This is a genomic window from Inquilinus limosus (assembly GCF_051487185.1).
Taxonomy (GTDB): domain Bacteria; phylum Pseudomonadota; class Alphaproteobacteria; order DSM-16000; family Inquilinaceae; genus Inquilinus; species Inquilinus limosus_F.
The window spans coordinates 213521-236216 of record NZ_JAHVDK010000007.1 but is presented as its reverse complement, the minus strand read 5'-3'; the positions used below and the strand labels follow the sequence as shown (position 1 = coordinate 236216).

The 22696-nt window shown below is 68.3% G+C and carries 19 protein-coding genes and 1 riboswitch; of the genes, 5 read left to right on the top strand and 14 right to left on the bottom strand.

Annotation, left to right across the window (positions count from 1 at the left end; all coding sequences use genetic code 11):
• Positions 1–12 precede the first annotated feature (12 nt).
• From KXR53_RS10685 to KXR53_RS10675, 3 genes are all read right to left on the bottom strand, one after another.
• A complete protein-coding gene (locus KXR53_RS10685; RefSeq protein ID WP_437375113.1) occupies positions 13–1989 on the bottom strand; it encodes a calcium-binding protein in 1977 nt (658 codons plus the stop codon).
• Between the two features lie 137 nt (positions 1990–2126).
• Positions 2127–2624: an Lrp/AsnC family transcriptional regulator gene (locus tag KXR53_RS10680; RefSeq protein ID WP_437375112.1), complete on the bottom strand. Its 498-nt coding sequence runs from the start codon at positions 2622–2624 to the stop codon at positions 2127–2129.
• Positions 2625–2657: 33 nt separating this feature from the next.
• The gene (locus tag KXR53_RS10675; RefSeq protein WP_437375111.1) at positions 2658–3380 is read right to left on the bottom strand and encodes a haloacid dehalogenase type II; all 723 of its coding nucleotides are present in this window, start codon (positions 3378–3380) and stop codon (positions 2658–2660) included.
• Positions 3381–3563: 183 nt separating this feature from the next.
• A riboswitch (cobalamin riboswitch) is annotated at positions 3564–3774 on the top strand.
• Positions 3775–3908: 134 nt separating this feature from the next.
• Between KXR53_RS10675 and KXR53_RS10670 the strand changes: the two genes are divergently transcribed.
• The 3 genes from KXR53_RS10670 to KXR53_RS10660 all read left to right on the top strand — a co-directional run bounded on the left by KXR53_RS10670 (position 3909) and on the right by KXR53_RS10660 (position 8050).
• Complete coding sequence (locus tag KXR53_RS10670; RefSeq protein ID WP_437375110.1) at positions 3909–5129, top strand: aromatic ring-hydroxylating oxygenase subunit alpha; 1221 nt, start codon at positions 3909–3911, stop codon at positions 5127–5129.
• Between the two features lie 214 nt (positions 5130–5343).
• Positions 5344–6411: a 2Fe-2S iron-sulfur cluster-binding protein gene (locus KXR53_RS10665; RefSeq protein ID WP_437375109.1), complete on the top strand. Its 1068-nt coding sequence runs from the start codon at positions 5344–5346 to the stop codon at positions 6409–6411.
• Between the two features lie 79 nt (positions 6412–6490).
• The gene (locus KXR53_RS10660; RefSeq protein ID WP_437375108.1) at positions 6491–8050 is read left to right on the top strand and encodes a flavin-containing monooxygenase; all 1560 of its coding nucleotides are present in this window, start codon (positions 6491–6493) and stop codon (positions 8048–8050) included.
• 533 nt (positions 8051–8583) lie between these two features.
• Here KXR53_RS10660 and KXR53_RS10655 read toward each other — a convergent pair.
• The 11 genes from KXR53_RS10655 to KXR53_RS10605 form a co-directional block, all read right to left on the bottom strand.
• Entirely contained in the window at positions 8584–9339 is a 756-nt protein-coding gene (locus tag KXR53_RS10655) for a hypothetical protein (protein ID WP_437375107.1), read from the bottom strand.
• Between the two features lie 30 nt (positions 9340–9369).
• The gene (locus KXR53_RS10650; RefSeq protein WP_437375106.1) at positions 9370–11013 is read right to left on the bottom strand and encodes a PAAR domain-containing protein; all 1644 of its coding nucleotides are present in this window, start codon (positions 11011–11013) and stop codon (positions 9370–9372) included.
• On the bottom strand, positions 11006–12196 hold the full coding sequence (locus KXR53_RS10645) for a tetratricopeptide repeat protein (protein WP_437375105.1): 1191 nt from the start codon (positions 12194–12196) through the stop codon (positions 11006–11008). The genes KXR53_RS10650 and KXR53_RS10645 overlap by 8 nt, the downstream gene beginning before the upstream one ends.
• A 21-nt stretch (positions 12197–12217) precedes the next feature.
• Positions 12218–12757, bottom strand: a complete 540-nt coding sequence (locus KXR53_RS10640; protein WP_437375104.1) for a hypothetical protein — start codon at positions 12755–12757, stop codon at positions 12218–12220.
• Between the two features lie 29 nt (positions 12758–12786).
• Positions 12787–14895 (bottom strand): type VI secretion system Vgr family protein, encoded by a 2109-nt coding sequence (locus KXR53_RS10635; RefSeq protein ID WP_437375103.1) that lies wholly within the window; start codon positions 14893–14895, stop codon positions 12787–12789.
• A gap of 169 nt (positions 14896–15064) precedes the next feature.
• Entirely contained in the window at positions 15065–15646 is a 582-nt protein-coding gene (locus tag KXR53_RS10630; RefSeq protein ID WP_437375102.1) for an NAD(P)H-dependent oxidoreductase, read from the bottom strand.
• A gap of 4 nt (positions 15647–15650) precedes the next feature.
• Positions 15651–17057 (bottom strand): FAD-binding oxidoreductase, encoded by a 1407-nt coding sequence (locus KXR53_RS10625; RefSeq protein WP_437375101.1) that lies wholly within the window; start codon positions 17055–17057, stop codon positions 15651–15653.
• Positions 17054–18391, bottom strand: a complete 1338-nt coding sequence (locus tag KXR53_RS10620; protein WP_437375100.1) for a cytosine deaminase — start codon at positions 18389–18391, stop codon at positions 17054–17056. Before KXR53_RS10620 ends, KXR53_RS10625 begins: the two co-directional genes overlap by 4 nt.
• Positions 18392–18393: 2 nt before the next feature.
• On the bottom strand, positions 18394–19251 hold the full coding sequence (locus KXR53_RS10615) for an ABC transporter permease (protein ID WP_437375099.1): 858 nt from the start codon (positions 19249–19251) through the stop codon (positions 18394–18396).
• Positions 19248–20054 (bottom strand): ABC transporter ATP-binding protein, encoded by an 807-nt coding sequence (locus KXR53_RS10610; protein WP_437375098.1) that lies wholly within the window; start codon positions 20052–20054, stop codon positions 19248–19250. Before KXR53_RS10610 ends, KXR53_RS10615 begins: the two co-directional genes overlap by 4 nt.
• Before the next feature lie 16 nt (positions 20055–20070).
• Positions 20071–21093: an ABC transporter substrate-binding protein gene (locus tag KXR53_RS10605; protein ID WP_437375097.1), complete on the bottom strand. Its 1023-nt coding sequence runs from the start codon at positions 21091–21093 to the stop codon at positions 20071–20073.
• A 225-nt stretch (positions 21094–21318) separates the two neighbouring features.
• Between KXR53_RS10605 and KXR53_RS10600 the strand changes: the two genes are divergently transcribed.
• Positions 21319–21711 carry a RidA family protein gene (locus KXR53_RS10600; RefSeq protein ID WP_437375096.1) on the top strand — a complete coding sequence of 131 codons (393 nt, stop codon included), beginning with the start codon at positions 21319–21321 and terminating at the stop codon, positions 21709–21711.
• A 13-nt stretch (positions 21712–21724) separates the two neighbouring features.
• Positions 21725–22522 (top strand): creatininase family protein, encoded by a 798-nt coding sequence (locus KXR53_RS10595; RefSeq protein WP_437375095.1) that lies wholly within the window; start codon positions 21725–21727, stop codon positions 22520–22522.
• Positions 22523–22696: the final 174 nt, after the last annotated feature.

Below are 22696 nucleotides of genomic sequence, written 5' to 3'. Positions count from 1 at the left end.
CCGCCATCCGCCTTAGAGAACGAAGTCCGACGCGACCAGGGTGCTGGCGCTGGTGACGGCGATCGCCATGTCGGCCACCTTGTCACCGTTCAGGTCGGCCAGCACGACCTGGACGCCGCCGCTGAAGCTCAGCCGCAGCTCGTGCCCGACGCCGGTGAAGGCGCCGCTGCCGAGGAAGGTGAAGGCGGTGTCGCCGTTGCCGGCATTGCCGTCGGCGTCGATGGCCGCGAGGTCGATGCGGTCGCCCTCGGCATGGGCGAAGTCGTTGATGGCGTCGCGGGCGGCGGGGGCGCTGTCGGCGACGGCCTTGTAGACGAAGATGTCGGCCCCGGCGCCGCCCTTCAGCGCATCGCCGCCGCCGCCCCCGACCAGCACGTCGTTCCCCGCCAGGCCCCACAGGGCATTGGCCGCAGCATTGCCGGTGACGGTGTCGCCATAGGCCGAGCCCATCACGTTCTCGATGCTGCTGTAAGTGTCGCCCGCTGCATCGCCAGTGCCCGTCCCGGTGGCAAGGTTGACCGTCACCGCGGCGGCCGTGTCGTACAGCACGATGTCGATGCCGTTGCCGCCGGACAGCTGGTCCGCCCCAGCCCCGCCGGTGAGGTAGTCGTTCCCCTCGCCCCCGGCCAGCACGTCGTTGCCAGCCTCGCCGTAGAGCGAATCGGTGCCGTCGCCGCCGCCGACGCTGTCGTTGCCGGCGCCGCCATAAAGCCGGTCGGTTCCGGCCATGCCCGACAGCCCGTTGGCGCCGGCATTGCCGACGATGGTGTCGTCGAAGGCTGAGCCGACGACGTTCTCAATGCTGATCAAGCTGTCCCCGGTCGCGACGCCGCCGGTCCCGGTGCCGGCCAGCAGGCTCAGGGCGACGCCCGCGGCCGCCTCGGCATAGTTCGCCGTGTCGGTGCCGGCGCCGCCGTCCAGCACGTCGCCCTCGGCGCCGCCGATCAGCCAGTCAGCACCGTCGCCGCCCCGCAGCGTGTCGGGCGCGGCCTCGCCATAGAGCGAATCGTTGCCCGCGCCCCCGGCCAGCGTGTCGAAGCCGTCGCGACCCCAGATCATGTTGGCGCCGGCATCGCCGGTCAGGCTGTCGTTGAAAATGGATCCGCCGAGATTCTCGATCCCGGTCAGGACGTCGCCTTCCGCATGGCCGCCGGTGTTGACATTGGTGGCGAGGTTGACCGTGACCGCCACGGAACCGGACAGCCGATAATCCGCTCGGTCCACGCCGGCGCCGCCGTCGATGTGATCCGCCCCGTCCAGGCCTTCGAGGACATTGGCGCCGCTATCGCCGATGAGTGTATCGGCGCCGTCGGAGCCGATGACGTTCTCGATCTCCTGGACCGTGTCTCCATTGGGTCCCGATTCGGTGGCGAGGTTGACCGTCACGCCGCCAAACAGCCATCCCCATCCCTCGCTGTAGTCGGCGGTGTCGTTGCCCGCCCCGCCGACCAGGTAGTGGTCCATCCCGCTATGGGCGATGAGCCGGTCATTGCCGTCGCCGCCATCCAGGGTGGCCGCGCCGCTCAGCACATCGTCGCCGCCCTTGCCGAGGATCTGGTCGGTCGGCAATCTTCCGTCATTGACGGATGGACCATCAAGATCGTTTCTGATGTAGTCGTTGCCGATTGTTCCTGAAAAGCTGTAATGGAAATTTTCCTGATAATCTTGAGTTGTCAGTGTGTATGGCGGATATTGTGCGACTTCTTCATAGGTTATGGTTCCAATGGTGGTGACGCTTCCATTGCTATGAACATTTTGAGAGTGCAAATAATCTGTAATAATTACGTGCACTCCGCCCATGATTTCATCGAACGTGATGTCCGATTGCTCATCCCACAAGAGGGTCACGCCGGCGTTGCCGACGGCATAGGGCTGCAGATCCAGGATGGCATGAGGCATCTGAAAATCTCCCATGAGCCCCGAAGGGCAATGCATCAGGCGGGAAGACAATCCGCCATCGACAGAACATTCCAGACCGGCGCGAAGCACGGCCCGGCTGGCCGCTCGCCCTCAGGACGCTGCGGGTGCCGGTCAAATCGGCACGGATGATAGCAGCCGATGGGATCGATTTCCCGAAAGTTCTGCGAAAATTGTGCGATATCGATCGGCCCCGGCGGCGCCTCGGCCTAGCCGTCAACCCCCCGCAGCAGCCTTTGCAGCGGCGCGGCCTGGCGCAGGATCGGCGACTTGATGACGATGTAGCTGAAGTACTTCTCGATGCCGAGGCGGCGGTCCAGCAGCGCCTCCATCACCTGCTGGTAATGGGCGATGCTGCGGGTCAGGAAGCGCAGCAGATAATCGTAGCCGCCGCTGACCATGTGGCACTCCAGCAGCTCCTCGACCGTCGCCAGGCCGGCCTCGAAGCGGATGAAGTCCTCGCGCCGGTGGTCGGCCAGCGTCACCTCGGTGAAGACGGTCACGGTCTCGGTCAGCCTGGACAGGGCGATGCGGGCGCCGTAGCCGGCGATGTAGCCCGCCGCCTCCAGCCGCTTCACCCGCTGCAGGCAGGGGCTGGGCGACAGGCCGACCGCCTCCGCCAAAGCGGCGTTGGTGATCCGCCCGTCGGCTTGCAGACGGGCCAGGATGGCGATGTCGATCCGGTCCAGCCTCGGCGCGCCCGCCATCCTAGCCCTCGCTTCCCCCTGCAGCGGCGCCCGTCAGCCCCGCAGCGCTTCCTGGTGAGCTTTGGCAAGATCGGCCATGCTGGTGAAGCGGAAATCGACGTTGGGCTCGGTCTCCGGCGGCATGGTGGCGCCGAAGCCGCCCTCGGCATGGCGTCGGTGGATCCAGCAGGTGGCGAGCCCCGCCGCCTTGGCCGGCACGTGGTCGTGGAACAGGCTCTCCGCCGTGTGCAGGATCTCGCCCCTGGCGATGCCCAGCCCGTCCAGCTTCTCCAGCATGTACTGGAAATTGCGGTGCGAGGGCTTGTAGCTGCCGATGTCCTCGGCGGTGAAGATCGCGTCGAACTCGACCTGCAGCCGGACATTGCTGAGGGCGAAGCTGGCATTGTCGACATTCGAGAGGATGGCCAGCTTGTAGTACTTCTTCAGGTACTGCAGGGCGCCGGCGGTGTCGGCGAAGGCCGGCCAGTCCTTGATCGAGCGGCCATAGGCCAGCGCCTCCTCCCAGCTCGCCGCCACGCCCCATTCCTCGGCCAGGCGCTTGTAGACGACCGCCAGCAGCTCGTCGTAGCGGCGCGCCGGGGTCCAGCGCTGCTGCGCCGATTCGTGGCGGGCATGGGCCTCCAGGATCTGATTGCGGCTCAGCGGCTGTTTGGCACGCGCGGTCAGCGGCGCCAGCGCGTTGACCATGCCGGTTTCCCAGTCGATCAGCGTGCCGTAGCAGTCGAAGGTCAGGATCTTGAAATCGGTCAGCTTCATGGCGGCGTTCTCCAGATGGCTCTGCTTTCCAGTTAATGCCCTGGCGCCGGCGGCAAGGGCTGCGCAATCGCGCCGTGCGGCGGCAGGAGCTGGTGAAGCGCGGCCCTCCGGCGGCAGAAAATGCCGTGTCGCAGCCGTGTCATGGCGTGTCGGCTCTGGAGCGTGCGCGGCCGTGGAGTCGCGCCATGATCGCGGCCAAGAGGTGCCGGCCGATGCCGCCGAACAGAGAAGGGGCGGGCCGGAGAATTGGGAAGCCGGTGCAAGTCCGGCGCTGCCCCCGCAACGGTAACGGCGGTGAGGTGCGGCACAGGCCACTGGATCTCCTCCGGGAAGGCGCCGCACCGGCCAGGAAGCCCGCCGGAGCCCGGAAACCAGCCTCGACGGAGTTTGTCTCGGTGATCGCGGTGGGCGGTCGGCGGGCATGTTCGCGAGGGACCGCTCCGGTCGCCGAGCGCGCGTACCCGGATGCCGCATCTGCGACCGTGCCCATGGAGAGGATCGGGTATGGAAGCGCGTTCGGCCATGTTGATGGATCTGCTCTCCCGCGCGCCGGGCTTCAGCCTGAAGCGGGACTTCTACACCAGCCCCGCCTATCACGCGCTGGACCTGGAGCACATCTTCTACCGGGAGTGGCTGTTCATCGGCCATGGCTGCGAGGTGGCACGGCCGGGCGATTTCCTGACCGTGCAGATCGGCGACTATCCGGTGATCGTGGTGCGCGGCCGCGACGGCGCCATCCGCGCCTTCCACAATGTCTGCCGCCACCGCGGCTCGCGCCTGTGCACCGACGAGCGCGGCTCGCGCCCGCGCCTGGTCTGCCCCTATCACCAATGGACCTACGACCTCGAGGGCAGGCTGATCTTCGCCCGCGACATGATGGGCGACATCGACCCGGCGCAGTTCGGGCTGAAGCCGGTGGCGTGCCAGGAGGTCGCCGGCTGGATCTTCCTGTCGCTGGCCGAGCAGCCGCGCGACTTCGAGCCGTTCCGCCGCATGGTCGAGCCCTATATGGCGCCGCACCTCCTGGCCGAGGCCAAGGTCGCCCACAGCTCGACCATCGTCGAGCGCGGCAACTGGAAGCTGGTGATGGAGAACAACCGCGAATGCTACCACTGCTCCGGCAACCATCCGGAGCTGTGCCGCGTCTTCTCCGACCAGCCGACCCTGACCGGCGGCCGCGACGGCATGGAGGAGAGCGCCGAGATCCTCGACCACTGGCAGCGCTGCGAGGCGATGGGCCTGCCCAGCCGGTTCCGGATCTCGCCGGACCTGCAGTACCGGGTGATGCGGATCCCCTTCATCAACGACGCCCATTCGATGACGATGAGCGGCCAGCCGGCGGTGCGCCGCCCCCTGGCCGAGTTCCCGACCACGCAGCTCGGCTCGATGCTGCTGTACCACTACCCGAACAGCTGGAACCACCTGCTGGCCGACCACGCCATCAGCTTCCGCATCCTGCCGATCAGTCCGACCGAGACCGAGGTCACCACCAAATGGCTGGTGCACAAGGACGCGGTCGAGGGCGTCGACTACGACCTGCAGGCCCTGACCGAGGTGTGGACCGCGACCAATGACGAGGACCGCCGCATCGTCGAGGAGAACCAGCGCGGCATCCTGTCCCCGGCCTATGAGCCCGGCCCCTATTCGCGGCTACACGAGGGCGCGGTGATCCAGTTCGTCGACTGGTACGCCGACACCATCGCGGACCGGCTCGGCGGCGGCACCGCCACGATCCGCGACGTGGCGTAGGGAGTGTCGGCTTGACGACGGGAAGCGCGGCTTTCGCGTTGCCTCTCCCGCGTGGCGGGAGAGGTCGGGCGTCCGAAGGACGACCGGGTGAGGGCTGGCACAGGCATCGACAAAATCCCCTCACCCGGAGCCGCTGGCGCGGCTCCGACCTCTCCCGCAAGCGGGAGAGGCAACGCGTTGTTCCACGACGTGAGCCGTTGCCCGGGAGGCCGCTGTGCCCGGCCCTCTGACCGCCACGCCGAAGCTGTGGAACGCGAAGTCGGCGCGGCTGCGCTGCGTCGGCATCCGCGAGGAGGCGCCGGATGTCCGCACCTTCCGCTTCGAGGCGGAGGACGGCAGCTGGTTCTCCTACCGCCCCGGCCAGTTCGTGACGCTGGAGCTGCCGGTCGGGCCGCAGCCGGTGCTGCGGACCTACACCCTGGCCTCCACCCCGTCGCGGCCGCACCACGCCAAGATCACCGCCAAGGCGCAAAAGGACAGCGTCGGCACGCGCTGGCTGTTCGGCCGGCTGAGGGTCGGCGACGCGCTGACGGCGCACGGCCCCTCCGGCCGTTTCTCGCTGCTCGACCACCCGGCCGAGCACTATCTGTTCCTGTCGGCCGGCAGCGGCGCCACGCCGATGATGTCGATGGCGCGCTGGCTGTTCGACACCGCGCCGCAGACCGATGTGGTCTATATCCACTTCGCCCGCCGGCCGCAGGACCTCTTGTTCCGGTCGGAGCTGGGCTACATGGCGGAGGCCGCATCCGGCCTCAGGCCGCGCTTCGTCGTCACAGGCGCGCCCGCGGGCGAGGGCTGGACCAGCGGCCGGCTGGACCGGGCGCTGTTGTCGGCGCTGTGCCCGGACATCGCCGGGCGCGCCGTGTTCTGCTGCGGCCCCGACCGGTTCATGGACGTGGCTCGGCGCCTGGCGGCCGAGCTCGGCGTGCCGGCCGCGCGCTGGCACGAGGAGAGCTTCGGCGCCACCCCGGCGCCGGTGCCGGCCGTATCCCCGATCGCGCCGCCGGTCGAGGCGGAGGGGATGCAGGTGGCCTTCGCCCGTTCCGGCCGCAGGGCGGCGGTGCTGCCGGGCCAGACCGTGCTGGAGGCGGCGGAAGGTTGCGGCCTGCGCATCCCGACCGCCTGCCGCCAGGGCCTCTGCGGCACCTGCCTGGTGCGCAAGCTCAAGGGCGAGGTGCGGATGGAGCACAATGGCGGCATCGCCGAGGACGAGATCGCCGAAGGCTGGATCCTCGCCTGCTGCTCCCAGCCGGAGAGCGCGCTGGTGGAGGTGGAGGTGTAAGGGCGGCCCCCTCGATTGGGGGTGCCGCGGCGGCGCCGAGGGACATAAGCTGGGGGTTGTCGTGATGAAGGGGACCACGGTGACCGGTTCTGCTCGCCATGACGTTCCTCCTCGATCTGTCGCCGTGATCGGCGCCGGGCCGGCCGGTCTCGTGGTGGCGCGCTGGCTTTCGGCCCATGGTTTCGCGCCCGTCCTGTTCGAAGCCGCCGACCGGCTCGGCGGCCAATGGAACGCGGCCTCGCCGCTCAGCGCCACCTGGCCGGGCATGTGCACCAACACCAGCCGCGTCATGACGAGCTTTTCGGATCTCGATCATGCCGAGGGCACCCCCGTCTATCCGGGGCGGGAGGAGGTGCTGGCCTATCTGGAGCGCTACGCGGAGCTGTTCGGGCTCACCGCCCGGATCCGCTTCCGCACCCGGGTCGAGGAGGTGGGGAAGGCCGAGGGCGGCGGCTGGCTCGTCCGGTCGAGCCATGACGGCGAGGTCCGGACGGAGCGCTACGCCCGCGCCGTCGTCGCCACCGGACGCTATGTGGCATCGAGCATCCCTCCGGTGCCGGGACTCGATGGCTTCGCCGGAGCGCTCGGGGTGGCCCATTCCAGCCAATACGACGGCGGGTCCGCCTATCGCGGCAAGGACGTCCTGGTCGCCGGCTGCTCGATCAGCGCGCTGGAGATCGCGTCCGACATCGCCCTGTCCGGCGCCCGCAGCGTCACCGCCTGCTGCCGCCGTCAGCGTTACATCGTGCCGAAGCTCCTGGCGGGCGTGCCGGCCGACCATGTGGTGTTCACGCGGGCCGCGGCCCTCGCCGACGAGAGCCTGCCTCCCGACGCGCTTGCGGCCGGGCTGAAGGCGACGATCATGCGCTTCGCCGGCAGCCCCGAGCAATACGGCGCCATGGCGCCCGACGAGAACGTCTTCATCGCCGGGCTCTCCCAGGCGCAGAACTTCCTGCCGCTGGTGGCGGAGGGCCGGATCGCGGTCCGGCCCTGGATCGACGGCATCGACGGTCGCACGGTGCGGTTTGCCGACGGCAGCACGAGGGACTTCGACGCCATCCTGTTCGGCACCGGCTACCGTCACGCGCTGCCTTTCCTCGCCCCGGATATCGTCGACAGTCTGGGTCTCGACGACACGCATATCGATCTCTGCGACCACACATTCCATCCGGATCTCGACGGCCTCGCCTTCATCGGCTTCTACGACGTCATCGGGCCGGCCTATCCGGTGATCGAGCTGCAGGCCCGCTGGATCGCCTATAGCTGGGCCGGGATCCTGCCTGCGCCGAGCCGACAGGCGCTGGCGGCGGGTCTCGCCCTCTGCCAGGCCAGGCGCGGCGGTCCGCAGAGCGTCATCATGCACGACCTGGCGATCCTCTTCGCCCGGCGGGCGGGCGTGGAGCCCGACCTCGAGCGCCATCCGGATCTCGAGCGGGCTCTGCTCTTCGGCCCGCTGTCGCCGATTTCCTTCCGCCTGGCGGGTCCGGACAGCCTCGAGGATGCGCCGGCGCGGATCGCGGCCGTCGCGGCCGCCTTCGGCGCGATCCGCTCACCCGAGATGACGGCCGAGGAGCTCGGTCTTCGGGATCTCGTCAGGACGGCCGGCCGCCAGAGCCCAGCGCCGGCGACATCGGGCTGATCCGGGCGACGCCCGAAGCCGCTGCGCGGCGATGCCGATCCGGGCGGGCGGGGAAGGACGACAGGTATCCTTCTTCCGCTCCGGCGGGGGCCACTGTGTGCTGGCCGGATCGTGATCGAGGCGGCGGAAGGCTGCGGCCTGTCATCCCGACCGTCTGCCGCCAGGGGCTGTGCGGCACCTGCCTGGCGCGCAAGCTCAGGGGGCACGTACGGATCTGTGCGGGGGCGCTCAGCAATGGGCGTCCCTACCGCGATCCGAATTCCCGTGTCTCATTCCAGGGGTTCAGTCCACATGCAGCGCGTGCTCGACGACGATCTCATCGTCTACAATATCAAACATCCCCACCAGCGCCGCGGCACGATTGGCCTAACTCCCGCCGAGGCCTTCACCGAAGGCCTGCCCAAACACCGAAACCGCGGAAGGAGACGCCACCCCAGAAAACCGCCAATGCCGCCTGCGCCCTACCGGAGTGGCTCTGTCAGCCGATTACCCGCTCTGTACGGACGGGTCGCGGCATGCGGCGGCACCGGATTTTAGTCATCGCCTTCATCGAGAGCATCGAGCGTATATTTTCGGGCCTCCGGCAGGGTCGTCTCCTCCCTCCATTCCAGGCGACATTTCCCGACCACGTCCCTGATGTCAGAAAGCGCGGCCTCGATCGCTGCAGCCTCCAGCCCACCAACATAAATTTCTGGAGACTGTCCTGGATCAGCAACAACGGTGATCAGCTTGTTCTCACGGCGAAAATATAGCTGGTTCGTCATGCTAAACCACTGGCGGAAATACCCCCGCGCTGAGAAGAGCTGCGACAAGACGTCAGTCCCCGGAGGGTCGAAAGCCGGGTGGACAATTGCCCACCTACCCGTCGCACATTGTTCGTACATGAATGCATGGGAGAAGCACATTGCCGGCAAGCTGTCGAAAGCAGGCTCTCCCGCCCGCCCGTTTTCCAGAAATACAATTCTTGATTGGTTTGTGTCGGGCGCAGAGACCATCCCTAATCCCTCAAAATCGATGCCAATGGCAATCGGGACGCATAGGTCAAAATTATGCTCTGGGATCTGCGCCAGACACTCGTCGCAATAGGCAATTACGTCTCCAATCGCGCTCGAAAATCCTTCCTTAAAAAACAAACCACCATCGAAAAGGCCCATAAATTCCAAAAAATTTTTGTAATCATTCGGCAGTGGTCGCCGTATAACCGCAATCAACTCAAGCATATCTCCAGAAGATGCTGACCGAACTCCAGAAATGAATTCGGGATCGAATCTTTTGATGCTCTCCTTCAATTCTTCTATCCATGCCATTGGCGAATGCCTTCAGTCATGGCTACCTGCATATTCCGAGATTGCATGAGTATTCCATCTACAGTTCGCGCACGGCGCCATCTCGTCCTGCGTCGCGCCTAGCCGCTCACTAACCGGCAAGCGGTGTTTCGCAGGTGGTTTATTTCCCGTAGCGGAGGTCGTTGCATATCCGGTTATCGGACTATCCGACCGATGGGCGGCAGATGCCGCTCGGGGCTCGGCGCAGTTATCGGGACGACGCGCAGTGTCAGGTGCGGTGCGACGCAAACGCTGGCCAAGTTCGGGGTCGACTTCGGAGCTCACACGCCAAACCGTGCGTGCACGCGCAGCGGAAGCTACACCTGCACTATCAACCGAAACAGTTGCTGGGCTAGTTGCCGTGGCAACGCCTGAGCTGTCGACTCGAATCCTCCTCCAGGTCCCGCGATTCAATTCGATCTCCAGGTTTCGAGCCACAGCGCGTCCCCCTAGGCCGGAAAGGCCCACTGACCTACTCCCGTCTGCATGCGTGTATACGTGCACGGCCCCGATATTGAACTTGTTGGCCCACTTGGGTGCCTTATCCAATCTGGTCTTACCCAATCTTTTCCAGGCGCCTCTGGGAAATATCTTCTTGAGCGCCCTTTGCACTTCCTGGGCCGCTTCATACGCCTCCTGGGTGCGTTGCCACTGCGGTGCGGCCGGCAGCGCCGGCCTCTCGGGGGCTGGTGGCAGCGCTCGGCGCGGCGGCCGGGCCGGCGGCTTCGCGGGTGGCCCATTCGCCCGCGACGCCGCCCTGGCCGCCCGCGCCCGCTTGGCCGCACCGGCCGCCTTGCCGAGGCCCTTGAAAGCCCCCTTCAGCGCGAAGCCCATGGCCAGCGACATCAGCGACGGCATCGGCACGCCGCCGATGATGACGTTCGGGCTCGCCGTCACCGTGGTACCGATCGGCACGCCCAGCGGCGGATCGCCCGGTGCGACCTTGAACGACGAGAACACGCAGTGCTTGGTGATGTCGACGCCGATCCGGGCCGCCCGCATCCCCTCGATCCAGACGGAGGAGGAGCCGAGGAAGATCTCGAACATCGGGAAATAGCCGCCGCACCAGATCCCCAGCCCCATGTCGAGGCAACGCCCCGCCGGCATGCCGTTGATCAGCACCGTGCTGGCCCCCGAGAAGAACGGGATCGGGATCACCGGCCCGAAGCTCGGCAGCGGGATCGGCACCGGGTTCGGCGGGGTCAGGTTCGGCGGGTGGCTGTGGGCATGCGGCAGGCCGATCGCCATATCGAGGATCCGCACCGCCGGCAGGGCCGGGAAGGGAATGGCCGAGAACGGGACCGAGATCAGCTGTTCGAGCGATGTCAACGCGCCGAACACGGCGCCGGTCGTTGCCAGGGCGCCTTGGGCGTCGCCGATCGCATTCACCGCCTCGCCCAGGTCGCCGGCCTGCGCCTGCAGGGCGCCCGGAATGTCGCCGACCGGGGTCGCGGCCGCAGGGCCCGGGTTCAGCGTGGCGGTCGCCAGGGCGGTCAGCACATCGGTCCCGCCCTGCTGGCCATCGCCTTCAGCGGTGTGCGTCCAGACGTCCAGCGGATTGTACCCGCCGCCCTGGGACTGTTGCGCCGCGTTGCCGCCGCGGGCGATGGTCCCTCCGATGGCGTCCGGATCAGCCATGACCCGCTCCGTCGAGCCGCTCCAGCTTGGCGCGGATGTCCGCGAGGCCGGCCTCCCGCACATCCTGCAGCGCCGGGTTGGTGATGCCCTCATATAGGCCCAGCGCGTAGCGCCAGACCCGGGTGGCCTCCTCCGGCCGGCCCAGCTCCTGATGCATCGCGGCGAGGTTGTCGCAGACGAAGGCCTCGCCGGGCCGGTTGCCCTGCGCCTTGAAGAACCGGCTGCCGACGCGCAGCGCCTCGAAGGCCTGCTCGAAACGGCCGAGGCGGTGCAGCGCGACGCCGAGATTGGTGTAGGTCATCGGCGCCAGCTCGTTCAGCCGATGCGCGACGCAGAGATCGCAGGCCCGGACGAAGGCCTCCACCCCCTCCTCCGGCCGTTCCGCAGCCAGAAGCGTGTTGCCGAGGCCGTAGGCCCCGATCGCCTGCTCCAGCGGCTCGTCGGCCGCCTCCGCGGCCTCGAGCTGCTGCCGCTGCAGCGTCTCGGCCCGCGCATAGTCCTTGTTCGCGAAGGCGAAGCCGGCCGCCATCATCAGCGCCCGCCGGTGATCCGAGGGGGAGGTCTGGCCGGATTGCTCCAGCATCGCGTTCACCCGCTGCTCCATCTCCTGCGGCGAGCACCAGAAGGTCTGAGTGCTCACGGTCGGATGCTCCGAGGCCAGCGCGGCGAGGCACGGCGAGCGCCTGTCGTCGAGCGCGACGAATTTCAACCGCGGGCTCGCGACCTTGTCGGCCAGGAAGGCGACCGAACGGGCGAAGCCGTCACGGTCCTCGACCGATTCCGGCCGCAGCAGGAAGACGAGGCTGCCAGCCCCCTCCGGCAGCGCCTCGGCGAGACGTTCGGCGCGCCGCAGGAACGGCCACGGCCCGCGCCCCGCCTCGTCTTCCGCGTCCTCGGCGGCGAGGCTGATGCCGGCTTCGGCCAGAGCCTCCGCATGCTGCGCCAGCTGCGCGTCCAGAGTGTCCTGAAGGGTGCCGAACCAGCCGACCGGATCGCCGAACGGCTCGTCATGGCCGATCAGCAGGTGCGGGAAATCGTCCTGCTCGTCCAGCCCGGCCAGCATGCGCAGGAGGATCGGGCGCATCTCCGGATCGATCAGGACGACACGGATCACCGGGCCCGCTTCGTCCATGAAATCCTCGAGCCCGTCGAGCTGTTCGGAGAAGAACGCCGTCAGAGGCATGCGCAGGCTCCCGCCTCGCGGTCAGACCTTGGGCAGCGGCGCCGGGCCCTTCGGCGATGCCGCGGACGGCTCTTCGGCGCCGTCTTCCGGGGCATCCGTCGCGGCCGGCTCGCCCGCCGGTTCCGGGGGGGTCCGGTCGGCGGGCGGATCGCCGGCCCCGAACGCAGCGGCACTGGCAGCCTGCGTCGCCAAGGCGCCTGCCCCACCCTGGGGCGGCATCGCGGCATTCTGCTCCGGTGCTTGCCCGGGGAGGCTGGCGAGCTCCGCTCGCGGCACCTCGGGGAAAGGAACGAGATCGGGGATCGAGGGAAGCATCCCCGGCGCCAGCTCGGTCAGGGCGGCGAGCGGAGACCCGCCTGACGCTGACGACAGCCCGCCTGCCGCCAGCCCGGCCAATTGCGGCTGCGGCGCGGACCCGGAAGCCGCCGTCTGCGCCGATCCTGGCGCATGCTGCATGAGCGGCCGCACCAGCTTGTTGGTGGCCTGATGGAGCGTGATGTCCTTCATGCCGTGGGCCGCCGCCATGGCCGGCGCCGAAATCTTGGCTCCGCCGAAGACCATATGGTCCTCCCTCTTGCTACGAAATTGGGTCAGTTCAGCCGGATCAGGGGGCCTTTCTGCGAGATGCCCTCGCCGTTCAGCTCCAGGGTCGACTCGGCCACCATCTTTTTGATGCTGTTCCGGCCGTTCGTCCTGACCCCTTCGCGATCGATCGCGACGAAATTGTTGTCCTGCGCCTGTGAGGCCACGACCGTCGTGTCCGAGTGAATCCCGATGCCCTTGGCGCTCATCTGGATGTGATGGGCACCGTCGCCGGCCACGTCATGGATGACCTCCTTGCCCCGGGCATGAATGCCTTTGCCGTCGATCGTGAGGAAATTGGGTGACTCTTCCCGCACGGCCTGGATCCGCTTGGTCGAGCGGATCCGGACGCCCTCGTCGCTCAGCTCGATCGCGTGCCCGCTGCCGAAGGAAATGGTGATGCCGCTCTCATCCATCCGGATCATGCTGCCCTTGTGCTGCAGCACGATGTCGGCGGGCGTCATCGTCGACATCGAATTCTGCACCGTGGTCATGTGCAGCATCTGCGCCGCTGCCGTGTAGGCGTTGCCGATGTTCAAGAGCTTGTTGTTATTGACCATCTCGCTGGCGTCCTTCTGCGCGTGCAGGAAGACTTCCTCGGCGCCGGCCTTGTCCTCGAAGCTCAGCTCATTGAAGCCGGCGCCGCCGGGGCTGGACGAGGATTTGAACGAGGTCCTGGTCTTGTTCGCCGGCAGGTCGAGCGGCGGCATCTGCTCTGCGTTCGGCACCACGCCGACCACCAAAGGCTTGTCCGGATCGCCCTCGACATAGGCGACCAGCACCTCCATGCCGATGCGCGGGATGGTCTGCGAACCCCAGCTGCGGCCGCCCCAGGGCTGGCTGACGCGCAGCCAGCAGGAATCCCCGTCATCGCCCTTGGCGTAGCGGTCCCAGGGGAAACGGACCTTGATGCGGCCATACCGGTCGGTGTGGATCTCCTCGCCAGGCGGGCCGACCACGGTGGCGGTCTGCACCCCGTCGATCCGCGGCTGCGGCGTCCGCAGCGCGGGCGTGTAGCGCACCGCCGCGGGGATGGCGACGAAGCTGTTGACATAGCCGGGCGGCGCACCGCCGTCGGCGGCGACATAGGTCGTGTCCTGCGCCGCGTGGCGCACCGAGACGACGGCATACTCCGCATTCTCGGCCGCGGCCGGGTGGCCGGTGAGGGTGAATTTCTGGCCCGGATGCAGGCGGCGGTTGCCGCTGTCGGCCTGCACCGTCTCGAACTGCGCCTCACGCGCCTCGATGCGGCGCTTGGTGATGTGGTCCGCGCGGTCCCGGTCGGTGAAGCGGCCGCCCCAGTGATAGATCTCGAAAGGCTTGTTCGCGCCGAGCGGCGCGAGCGAGGGCTGGTCCCGCATCTGCGGCGCCCGCGGCGTCTCGAAGTTCCAGTCGGCCTCGGCCACGCGTCCCGGCAGGAAGCTGAAGCGGCGGGTCCAGACCGTGATGTCGTTCAGGTCGACATTGGTCGTGGCGTAGCGGATCGTCGGCTCTTCGCCCGGCGTCCAGGCATGGGCCCCGTCTGCGACCACCAGCACGTGCCGCCCCGGCGCCCCGTCCTGGCCCGGCTCATGCCGGAACCACCAGGCCCAGCCCTCCTCCTCCAGCAGGCGGAAGATGAAGGTCAGGTCCGTCTCGTTGTACTGGACGCAGTATTCCCGCACTGCCTTGGGGCCGATCACCCCCTTGAAGTCGTGGTCGCGGATGTTCGCTTCCGCGAAGATCGTCTCCAGGATCTGCTGCGTCGTCTGGTGCTGGAAGATCCGGCAGTCGGAGGTGTGCCCGAACAGCCAGAGCCAGGGATGGGCGGTGACGGTGTAGGCGCGCATGCCGTCGCCCAGCATCGGGCCGGCCTCCAGCGCGCCGACCACGCCGGACCATTCCCGCCTGGCGCCGCCCGGCAGCTCCAGCGACCAGGAGACCGGCAGGCCGACCATATCCGCCGGCGTCACGTCCTGGTGCTTCGAGCGGACGCGGAGCCGGAACGAGAAGAGGGCGCAGATCTCCTCCTCCCCCTCCATGGCCTCGAGCAGGAAGACATCCGGCCCGATCGGCGTCTCGATCGCCAGAAGACGGCCCTGCTGCGTCAATGTTCCGACATAGTCGTGGAGCGTCATTGCACGCCTCCGCGCAAAACGGGAACCCAAGATCCCTGGGCAAGGCTGGCCCGACGGTTCTCGGCGACTGGGGCCGCCGATCTCGAACATTGGCGATTAGTATAAGGATGAGCAGGGAAATGTGGTCTGAATTTGATCCTGAGTGCCCATATAGGGCCAAATTTTAGCGTCAGATCCGCTGCGCGGCCCGGACCACCCGGGCCAGGAAGGCGTCGCGGTCGGCCGCGGCGGCGCGATTCATGCCGTAGAGGGCGAGGTAGCGCACCGGCGCCCGGGGGCGGATCAGGCCGCCCAGCCAGCGGCGCACCAGCTTGCGCGGCGGGTCGCCCATCAGCATGGTGGCCCAGCGCGGGCCGCCATAGGAGACGACCGCCGTCAGGGCGCGGATGTGCTGCAGGTTCGGCCGCGCCCTTCCGTCCTTTAGCACGAAGGAAACGCCGGGCAGCATCACCCGGTCGAAGAAGCCCTTCAGGATCGCCGGGAAGCCGAAATTCCACACCGGCGCCATGACCACCAGCGCCTCGGCCCGCAGCAGCCGCTCGACATAGGCTTCGACCGGCCGGCGGTTGACCGACAAGTCGTGGTAGTGAAGCCGCTCCTCCCGCGTGAGGATCGGGTCGAAGCCCTCGGCGTAGAGGTCGCAGTCGTCGACCTCGTGCCCGGCCCGGCGCAGCGCCTCCACCATCGCCCGGTGCAGCGCGGCATGGAAGCTGGTCTCGACCGGATGCGCGAACAGCACCAGGACGCGCATCCGGTCAACCCGCCGCCTGCAGCCCCGGGAACAGGTAGATGCGGCCGGAGTTCAGGTCGTAGTCCGGGTCGTCCCAGCCGATCATCTTGCCGGGGTTGAGCAGGCCGCGCGGGTCGGTCTCGCGCTTGAAGGCCAGCTGCACCGCGTCGGTGCGCTTCATCCCGCCCTCCTCCAGCGTGTAGCGGTGCGGGTTGAAGATCAGGCAGCCATGGTCCTCGTGGATGCGGATGATCTCGTCGAGCCGCTCCTCGCTGGTGAAGCGCACGATCGGCAGGCCGGAGCAGGTGACGTTGCCGTCGAAGTGGATGATCTCGAGATGCCCGGGCACCTCGTCGCCGAAGATCCGGGTCATCTCCTTGACCAGCCGCAGATGGTCGGGGAAGGGGTACAGCACCTGCAGATAGGTGATGGTCGGGTCGATCTTGATCGCCCTGAGGGTGGTGTGGTTCCAGGTCAGCTCGTAGAGCGGCGGCAGGCCCTTCTTCTCCTCCTCAGTCGCCGTGTCGGCGCGGAACAGCACCTTGCCCTTCGACCGCTTCATGAAGGCCTCGAAGCCGCCCATGGCGAAGTCGGCCACCATCAGCAGGGCCACCGACTGGTCGCGGCGCAGGAATTTCCGGTGCTTGAGGAAATAGTCATAGGGCACCGGCGCCGCGACCGGCGCGATCTCCTTCAGCAGCAGGCCGTCGGCCCGGCCGATCTCCTCACTGAAGCGCACCGCGTCCATCCAGTCGTCGAAGCCGACGATGACGTCGACCCAGTCCGGCGCCGCGGCCAGCGGAATCTCGACCTCGGTGATGATGCCGTTGGTGCCGTAGGCGTGCAGCGCCTTCAAGAGGTCCTCGCCGGACAGGTCGAGGACGCGCGGCTCCGCCTCCATCGTCACCAGGCGCACGCGCATGACGTTGCCGAGATTGCGCAGGCCGCCCCAGCGGATCGAGCCGACGCCGCCGGAGCCGCCGGCCAGGAAGCCGCCGATCGTCGCCATCCGGTAGGTGGAGGGGAACAGCCGCATCTCCTGCCCGACCTTGGCCCGGGTCTGCACATCCATCTGGGCCAGCACCGCGCCGGCCTCGGCCGTCACCGCGCCGGGGCGGATCGCCGTGACCCGGTTCATCCGGGCCAGGTTCAGCACCATGCCGCCCGACAGCGGCATGGCCTGGCCGTAATTGCCGGTCCCGGCGCCGCGCGGCGTCACCGGCACGCCATGGGCATAGGCCGCTTTCAGCGCCTGCACCACCTCGGCCTCCGAGGTTGGCGACACGACGAGGTCGCCGGTGACGTGCTCCAGCTGCCGCTTCAGCACCGGCGAGTACCAGAAGAAATCCTGGCTCTTCTGCTTCACCAGCACCGGGTCTTCGGTGACCCGCAGCCCCTCCAGGTCGCGCTTCAGCGCCGCAAGATCGGTCATGCGTGCTCTCCCTCGGCGGCGGGCGCCAGCAGCGCGTCCAGCTCGCGGTAATCCGGCAGGGTGGTGTCGATCGCCCGGCCGTTGCGGACCACGATCCGGTCGGCCTGGGGGCGGGACAGCAGCTCGGTCCAGCTGCGGGCGCGCAGCAGCACCAGGTCGGCGCCACCGCCCGGGGCCAGGCGGCCGAGATCGGGGCGGCCCAGCACCTCGGCCGGGGTCGCGGTCACCGCCCGCGGCCAATCCCCGACCGGGTGGTCGAGATGCAGGATGCGCGTCGCCTGCGTGTAGACCTCGAGCACGTCGAGATCGCCATAGGCATAGAAGGGGTCGCGGGTGTTGTCGGAGGCGACCATCACCGGGATGCCGCGCGCCTTCATCTCGTGCAGCAGCGTCACCCCGCGCCAGCGCGGCGTGGCGCCGGCCCGGCGGTCCTGCAGATACATGTTGCACATCGGCAGCGACACGATGGCAAGGCCGGCCTCGGCGACAAGGTCCAGCGTGCGGTCGACCACCTCCTCCGGCTGCCGGGCCAGGGAGCAGCAATGGCCGACCAGCACCCGGCCGCGGAAGCGGTGGCAGATCGCCGCCGCGGCGATCAGCGCCAGCGACCGCGCCGCCGGGTCACCGGTCTCGTCGGCGTGGAAGTCGAGGTCGAGCCCGTGCTCGATCGCGTGGCGGAACAGCCGGTCGATCCCGGCCTCGACGCCCGGAACCATGTAGGTGACGGCGCCCAGGATGCCGCCATGGGCGCGCACCGTTCGGCTGAGATCGTCGAAATACGGGTCGTCCAGCAGCCGGTCGATGCCGACCAAGGCCGAGCCCTGCAGCTCGATCCGCCCGGCCCACTCCTCACGCAAAGCGGCGAAAACCGACCAGGAGATGCTGTGCTGCGGCGGGTCGCTGTCGATATGGGTGCGGATCAGCCGCGTGCCGTGGGCGACGGCGCAGCGCAAGCTGAACTCCATCCGCGCCCGCACATCCGCCGCCGACCAGTGCACCGCCCGGTCCGCCCGCACGGCGGTGAGGGCGCCATCGAAGCTGCCGTCCCGGTTCGGCCCGCGCGGCCAGATATGGCCCTTGTCGAGATGGGTGTGCGCCTCGATGAAGGCCGGCCACACCATGCCGCGGTCGAGGTCCAGCGCCGGCAGGCCGTCCGGGGCGGGGCTGCCGGCGGGGCGGATCGCGGCCAGGGTGCCGCCGTCGATGGTCAGGTCGACCCGGGCCAGGCCTTCATGGTCCGGCGCCAGCTCGGTGCCCTCGACCAGGCAGGCCGGGACGGTGGCGTTGGTCAGCCGATAGCGCCGGGCGTCCGGCGGTGGAGCGAAGCCGGGCATGATCAGTTCTCCCGCCGGACCGCGCTTTCGTGCCAGCGCCGCAGCAGCAGATGCGACATCAGGCTGGTCAGGGCGAAGATGGCGAGGCCGGTCAGGGTGATCAGGATCAGGGCCGCGAACAGCCGCGGCACGTTCAGCCGCCGCCCGGCCTCGAGGATGCGGAAGGCCAGGCCCGACTGCGCCCCGGCCGAGCCGGCCGCGAACTCCGCCACCACCGACCCGATCAGCGCCAGGCCGCCGCCGATGCGCAGCCCGGTGGCGAAATAGGGCAGGGCGGCCGGGATGCGCAGATGCAGCAGGGACTGCCAGCGCGAGGCGCCGTACAGCTCGAACAGGTTCAGGAGGTTGTGGTCGGTGCTCTTCAGCCCTTGGGTGGTGTTCGACAGGATCGGGAAGAAAGCGACGATGAAGGCGCAGATCAGCAGCACCGATTCGGTCGAGGGCGCGTAGATGATGATCAGCGGCGCGATCGCCACGATCGGGGTCACCTGCAGCACCACGGCGTAGGGGTAGAAGGCCAGCTCCAGCCAGCGCGACTGGATGAACAGGATGGCCAGCGCCACGCCGCCGACCAGCGCCGCGGCCAGCGCGGCGAAGGTGATGGTCAGCGTCACCGCCAGCGCCGCGGACAGGATCGGCCAGTCGCTGACCATGGTCGCGGCCACCTCGGTCGGCGCCGGCAGGATGTAGCGCGGCACCTGATAGGCCGTAACGTACCACTGCCACAGCGCGACGAAGGCGGCGAAGGCGACCACCGGCACCGCGATCCGCGCCGCCATTTCCCGGAGGCGCCCGGGATCCGCCCGCCGGGCCTCGGCGATCGCGGCCTCGTCCTCGGCCTGGATTTCGATCTGAGTCATCGCTGCTCCGCCGCCACCATGATCGCCCGCATCAGCGCGTCCGACACGGTGCGGCAGCGCTCGTTATAGGGCGTGGACATCCGGTATTCGTTGCCGCGGGGGTAGGGCGCGTCGACCGCCACCTCCTCGATCACCCGGCCCGGCCGCGCCGCCATCACCACGATCCGGGTCGAGAGATAGACCGACTCGAACACCGAATGGGTGACGAAGACGATGGTCCAGTTCTGGCCCTGCCACAGCCGCAGCAGGTCGTCGTTCAGCTTGATCCGGGTGATCTCGTCCAGCGCCGCGAAGGGCTCGTCCATCAGCAGCAGCTTCGGCCGGGTGACCAGGGCGCGGGCGATCGACACCCGCATCTTCATGCCGCCCGACAGCTCGCGCGGATAGGCGTCGGCGAAGCGGTCGAGCCCGACCATCGCCAGCGCCTCCATCACCCGGTCGCGCGCCGCCGCCCGCGACAGGCCCTTCAACCGCAGCGGCAGCCAGACATTCTTGAACACCGTGGCCCAGGGCATCAGCGTCGGCTCCTGGAAGACGAAGCCGACCTCGCCCTCCGGCGCGCCGCGGGCGCCGCCGTTCGGCCAGCGGATGGCGCCGGCGGAAGGGGCGCCGAGCCGGGCGATCAGCCTGAGGGCGGTCGACTTGCCGCAGCCCGAGGGGCCGAGCAGGCTGACGAACTCGCCCTCGCGGATGTCGAGGGTCATGGCGGAGAGGGCGAGGGTGCCGTTGGCGAAGCGCTTCGACACGCCGTCCAGCGACACCAGCACCCGGCCGCCGGCGGCGCTGTCCCCGGGCGCGGTCAAGCCGGCCGTGTCCACCTCAGCCGCCGGCCAGCTTCTTGTAGAGGTCGAGGCCGACACCCTTGCAGACGAAGCGGTTGGTGAAGGCCTTGCTCACCTCCAGCCCGGCGTCCAGCACCCCGGCCTTTACCATGCTGTCGTAGAAGCGCTGGTAGCGCTCCGCGCTCTGGCAGCCGATGCCCTGGGTCTCGGCGTCGCCGGCGATGACGATGTGCTGGGTCTTGAGCTGCTCCAGCCCATAGGCCAGCTGCTCGTCCGTCATCTCCGGATTGTCCTTCTTGATCAGGGCATTGGCCGCGGCGTGGTCGCCGTAGAGATAATTGTACCAGCCGATGATCGAGGCATCGACGAAGCGCTGCACCAGCTCCGGGTTCTGATCGATCAGCGACTGCTGCACGGCGATGGTGTTGGCATAGGCCTCGTAGCCGTTGTCGGCGAGCAGGAAGACCTTGGGCTTCCAGCCGGCCTGTTGCTCGATGTCCCGCGGCTCCGAGGTCAGATAGCCCTGCTGGCCCGATTTCGGGTCGGCGATGAAGGGGGCGGGGTTGAAGGTGTAGGGCTTGTACTGCTCGTCCCGGAAACCGGGATAGGCGGATTTCAGCCAGCGGAAATAGGTGTCGTAGCCCTCGCCGGACAGGAACAGCGTGTCCAGCTTCGCGAAGTCGCCGATGGTCTCGATCCCCTGGTCGGGATGGGCCATCAGGATCTGCGGGTCCTTCTGGAAGATGGCGCCGATGTTGGTCACCGGCACCCCTTCCTTGACCGAATCGAAGGCGTCCAGCGTGCCGCCCATGAAGAAGTCGATCTGGCCGGCGATCAGCCGCGCCCGGTTCGCCGCCTGCGGCCCGCCCATGACGATGCTGACGTCCAGGCCGAACTTGGCGTAGGTGCCGTCCGCCACCGCCTGGTAGTAGCCGCCGTGCTCGGCCTGGGCCAGCCAGTTGGTGCCGAAGCTGATCTTATCGAGCGCGAAGGCCGCGCCGGCCGCCAGCCCCGCCGTCAGGCCGAGGGCGAGACCGAGGACCCGTCCGAAGAGTTGCATGAAGCCGATCCCATTGTCGTTTTTCTGCCGCAGCGCCGAAGACGATAGGATGCAACGGCCATGCCATCTGCCCCTGGTTCCAGGAACTGCCGCGGCCGCGGCTGGCGCCGCCCATCGGGTGCCCAACCGATGGGCAGCCTAGCTGAGATTTCCGGCACGCGGCAACCTTGCGCCCGACCAGCCGTCGGCCCTACGGTTCCTTGGCCTTTGCGGGAGACGGACCCCTTGTCGCGCGCCATCACCCCCGCCGGACTCCGGCCGCCCTTCGCCCGCTACAGCCACGCCGTCGAGGTGCCGGCGGGCAGCCGTCTGGTGTTCTGCTCCGGCCAGCTCGGCATCGGCCCGGACGAGGCGGTGCCGCCGACGGTCGAAGGCCAGACCGAGCTGTGCTTCGAGAACATCCGCGCGATCCTGGCGGAGGCCGGGCTGGACCTGTCCCACATCATCCGCATCAACGCCTTCGTCACCGGGCGGGAGCATCTGAAAGGCTACATGGCGGTGCGCGACCGCTACGTCGCCGACCCGCCCCCGGCCTCCACCCTGATGATCGTCTCCGGCTTCTCCCGGTCGGAATTCCTGGTCGAGGTGGAAGTCGTCGCCGCCGGCCCCGCCGCCTGAAAGGACCCAGCCCATGCTGCCGAAGCGCCACTGGCACGAGATGACGACGCTCGACTTCCGCGACGGCGGGGCGGAAGGCTGGATCGCGGTGCAGCCGGTCTGCGCCATCGAGCAGCACGGGCCGCATCTGCCGGTCTACACCGATACCTGCATCGCCGAAGGCATGGTGCAGCGGGTGCTGGAGCTGCTGCCGGAAGACCTGCCGGCGACCTTCCTGCCGATCCAGGCGGTCGGCAAGTCGAACGAGCATATCGCCTCGCCCGGCACCCTGACGCTGTCCTGGGAGACGCTGACGCGATACCTGATCGAAATCGGCGAGAGCGTGCGGCGGGCCGGCGTACGCAAGCTGATCCTGATCAACTCCCATGGCGGCAACGTGCCGATCCTCGACGTGGTGGCGCGCGAGCTGCGGGTCCGGCACGGCATGCTGGCGGTGCATTCGGCCTGGTCGCGCTTCGGCAACCCGGAGGGGCTGTTCCCGCCGGAGGAGTCGACCTACGGCATCCATGGCGGCGACATGGAGACCTCGGTGATGCTGCATCTGCGCCCCGACCTGGTGCGGATGGAGCTGGCGCAGGATTTCCGATCGACCCAGCTCGACTTCATCCGGGACTTCGCGCATCTGCGGGCGCATGGCGTGTCGCAGTTCGGCTGGATGGCGCAGGACCTCAACCCCGGCGGCGCGGTCGGCAACGCCGCCAATGCCTCGGCGGAGAAGGGACGCAAAGTGGTCGACCACCAGGCCGCCGCCTTCGTCGCCCTGTGCCGCGACGTGCACGGCTTCGACCTGTCGCGGCTGTGGGCGGAGTGATCCAACGTCGAGCACTGTCGTTCCAAAGAAGCTGTCCGAGCTACCCCCTCACCCTCCCATTCGCTGACGCGAATGGGCCCCTCCCTCTCCCCGAGGAGAGGGATTCTGGAGCGGCGCGTCTTATCACCTCTCCCCTGGGGAGAGGTCGAAATCGCGTCAGCGATTTCGGGTGAG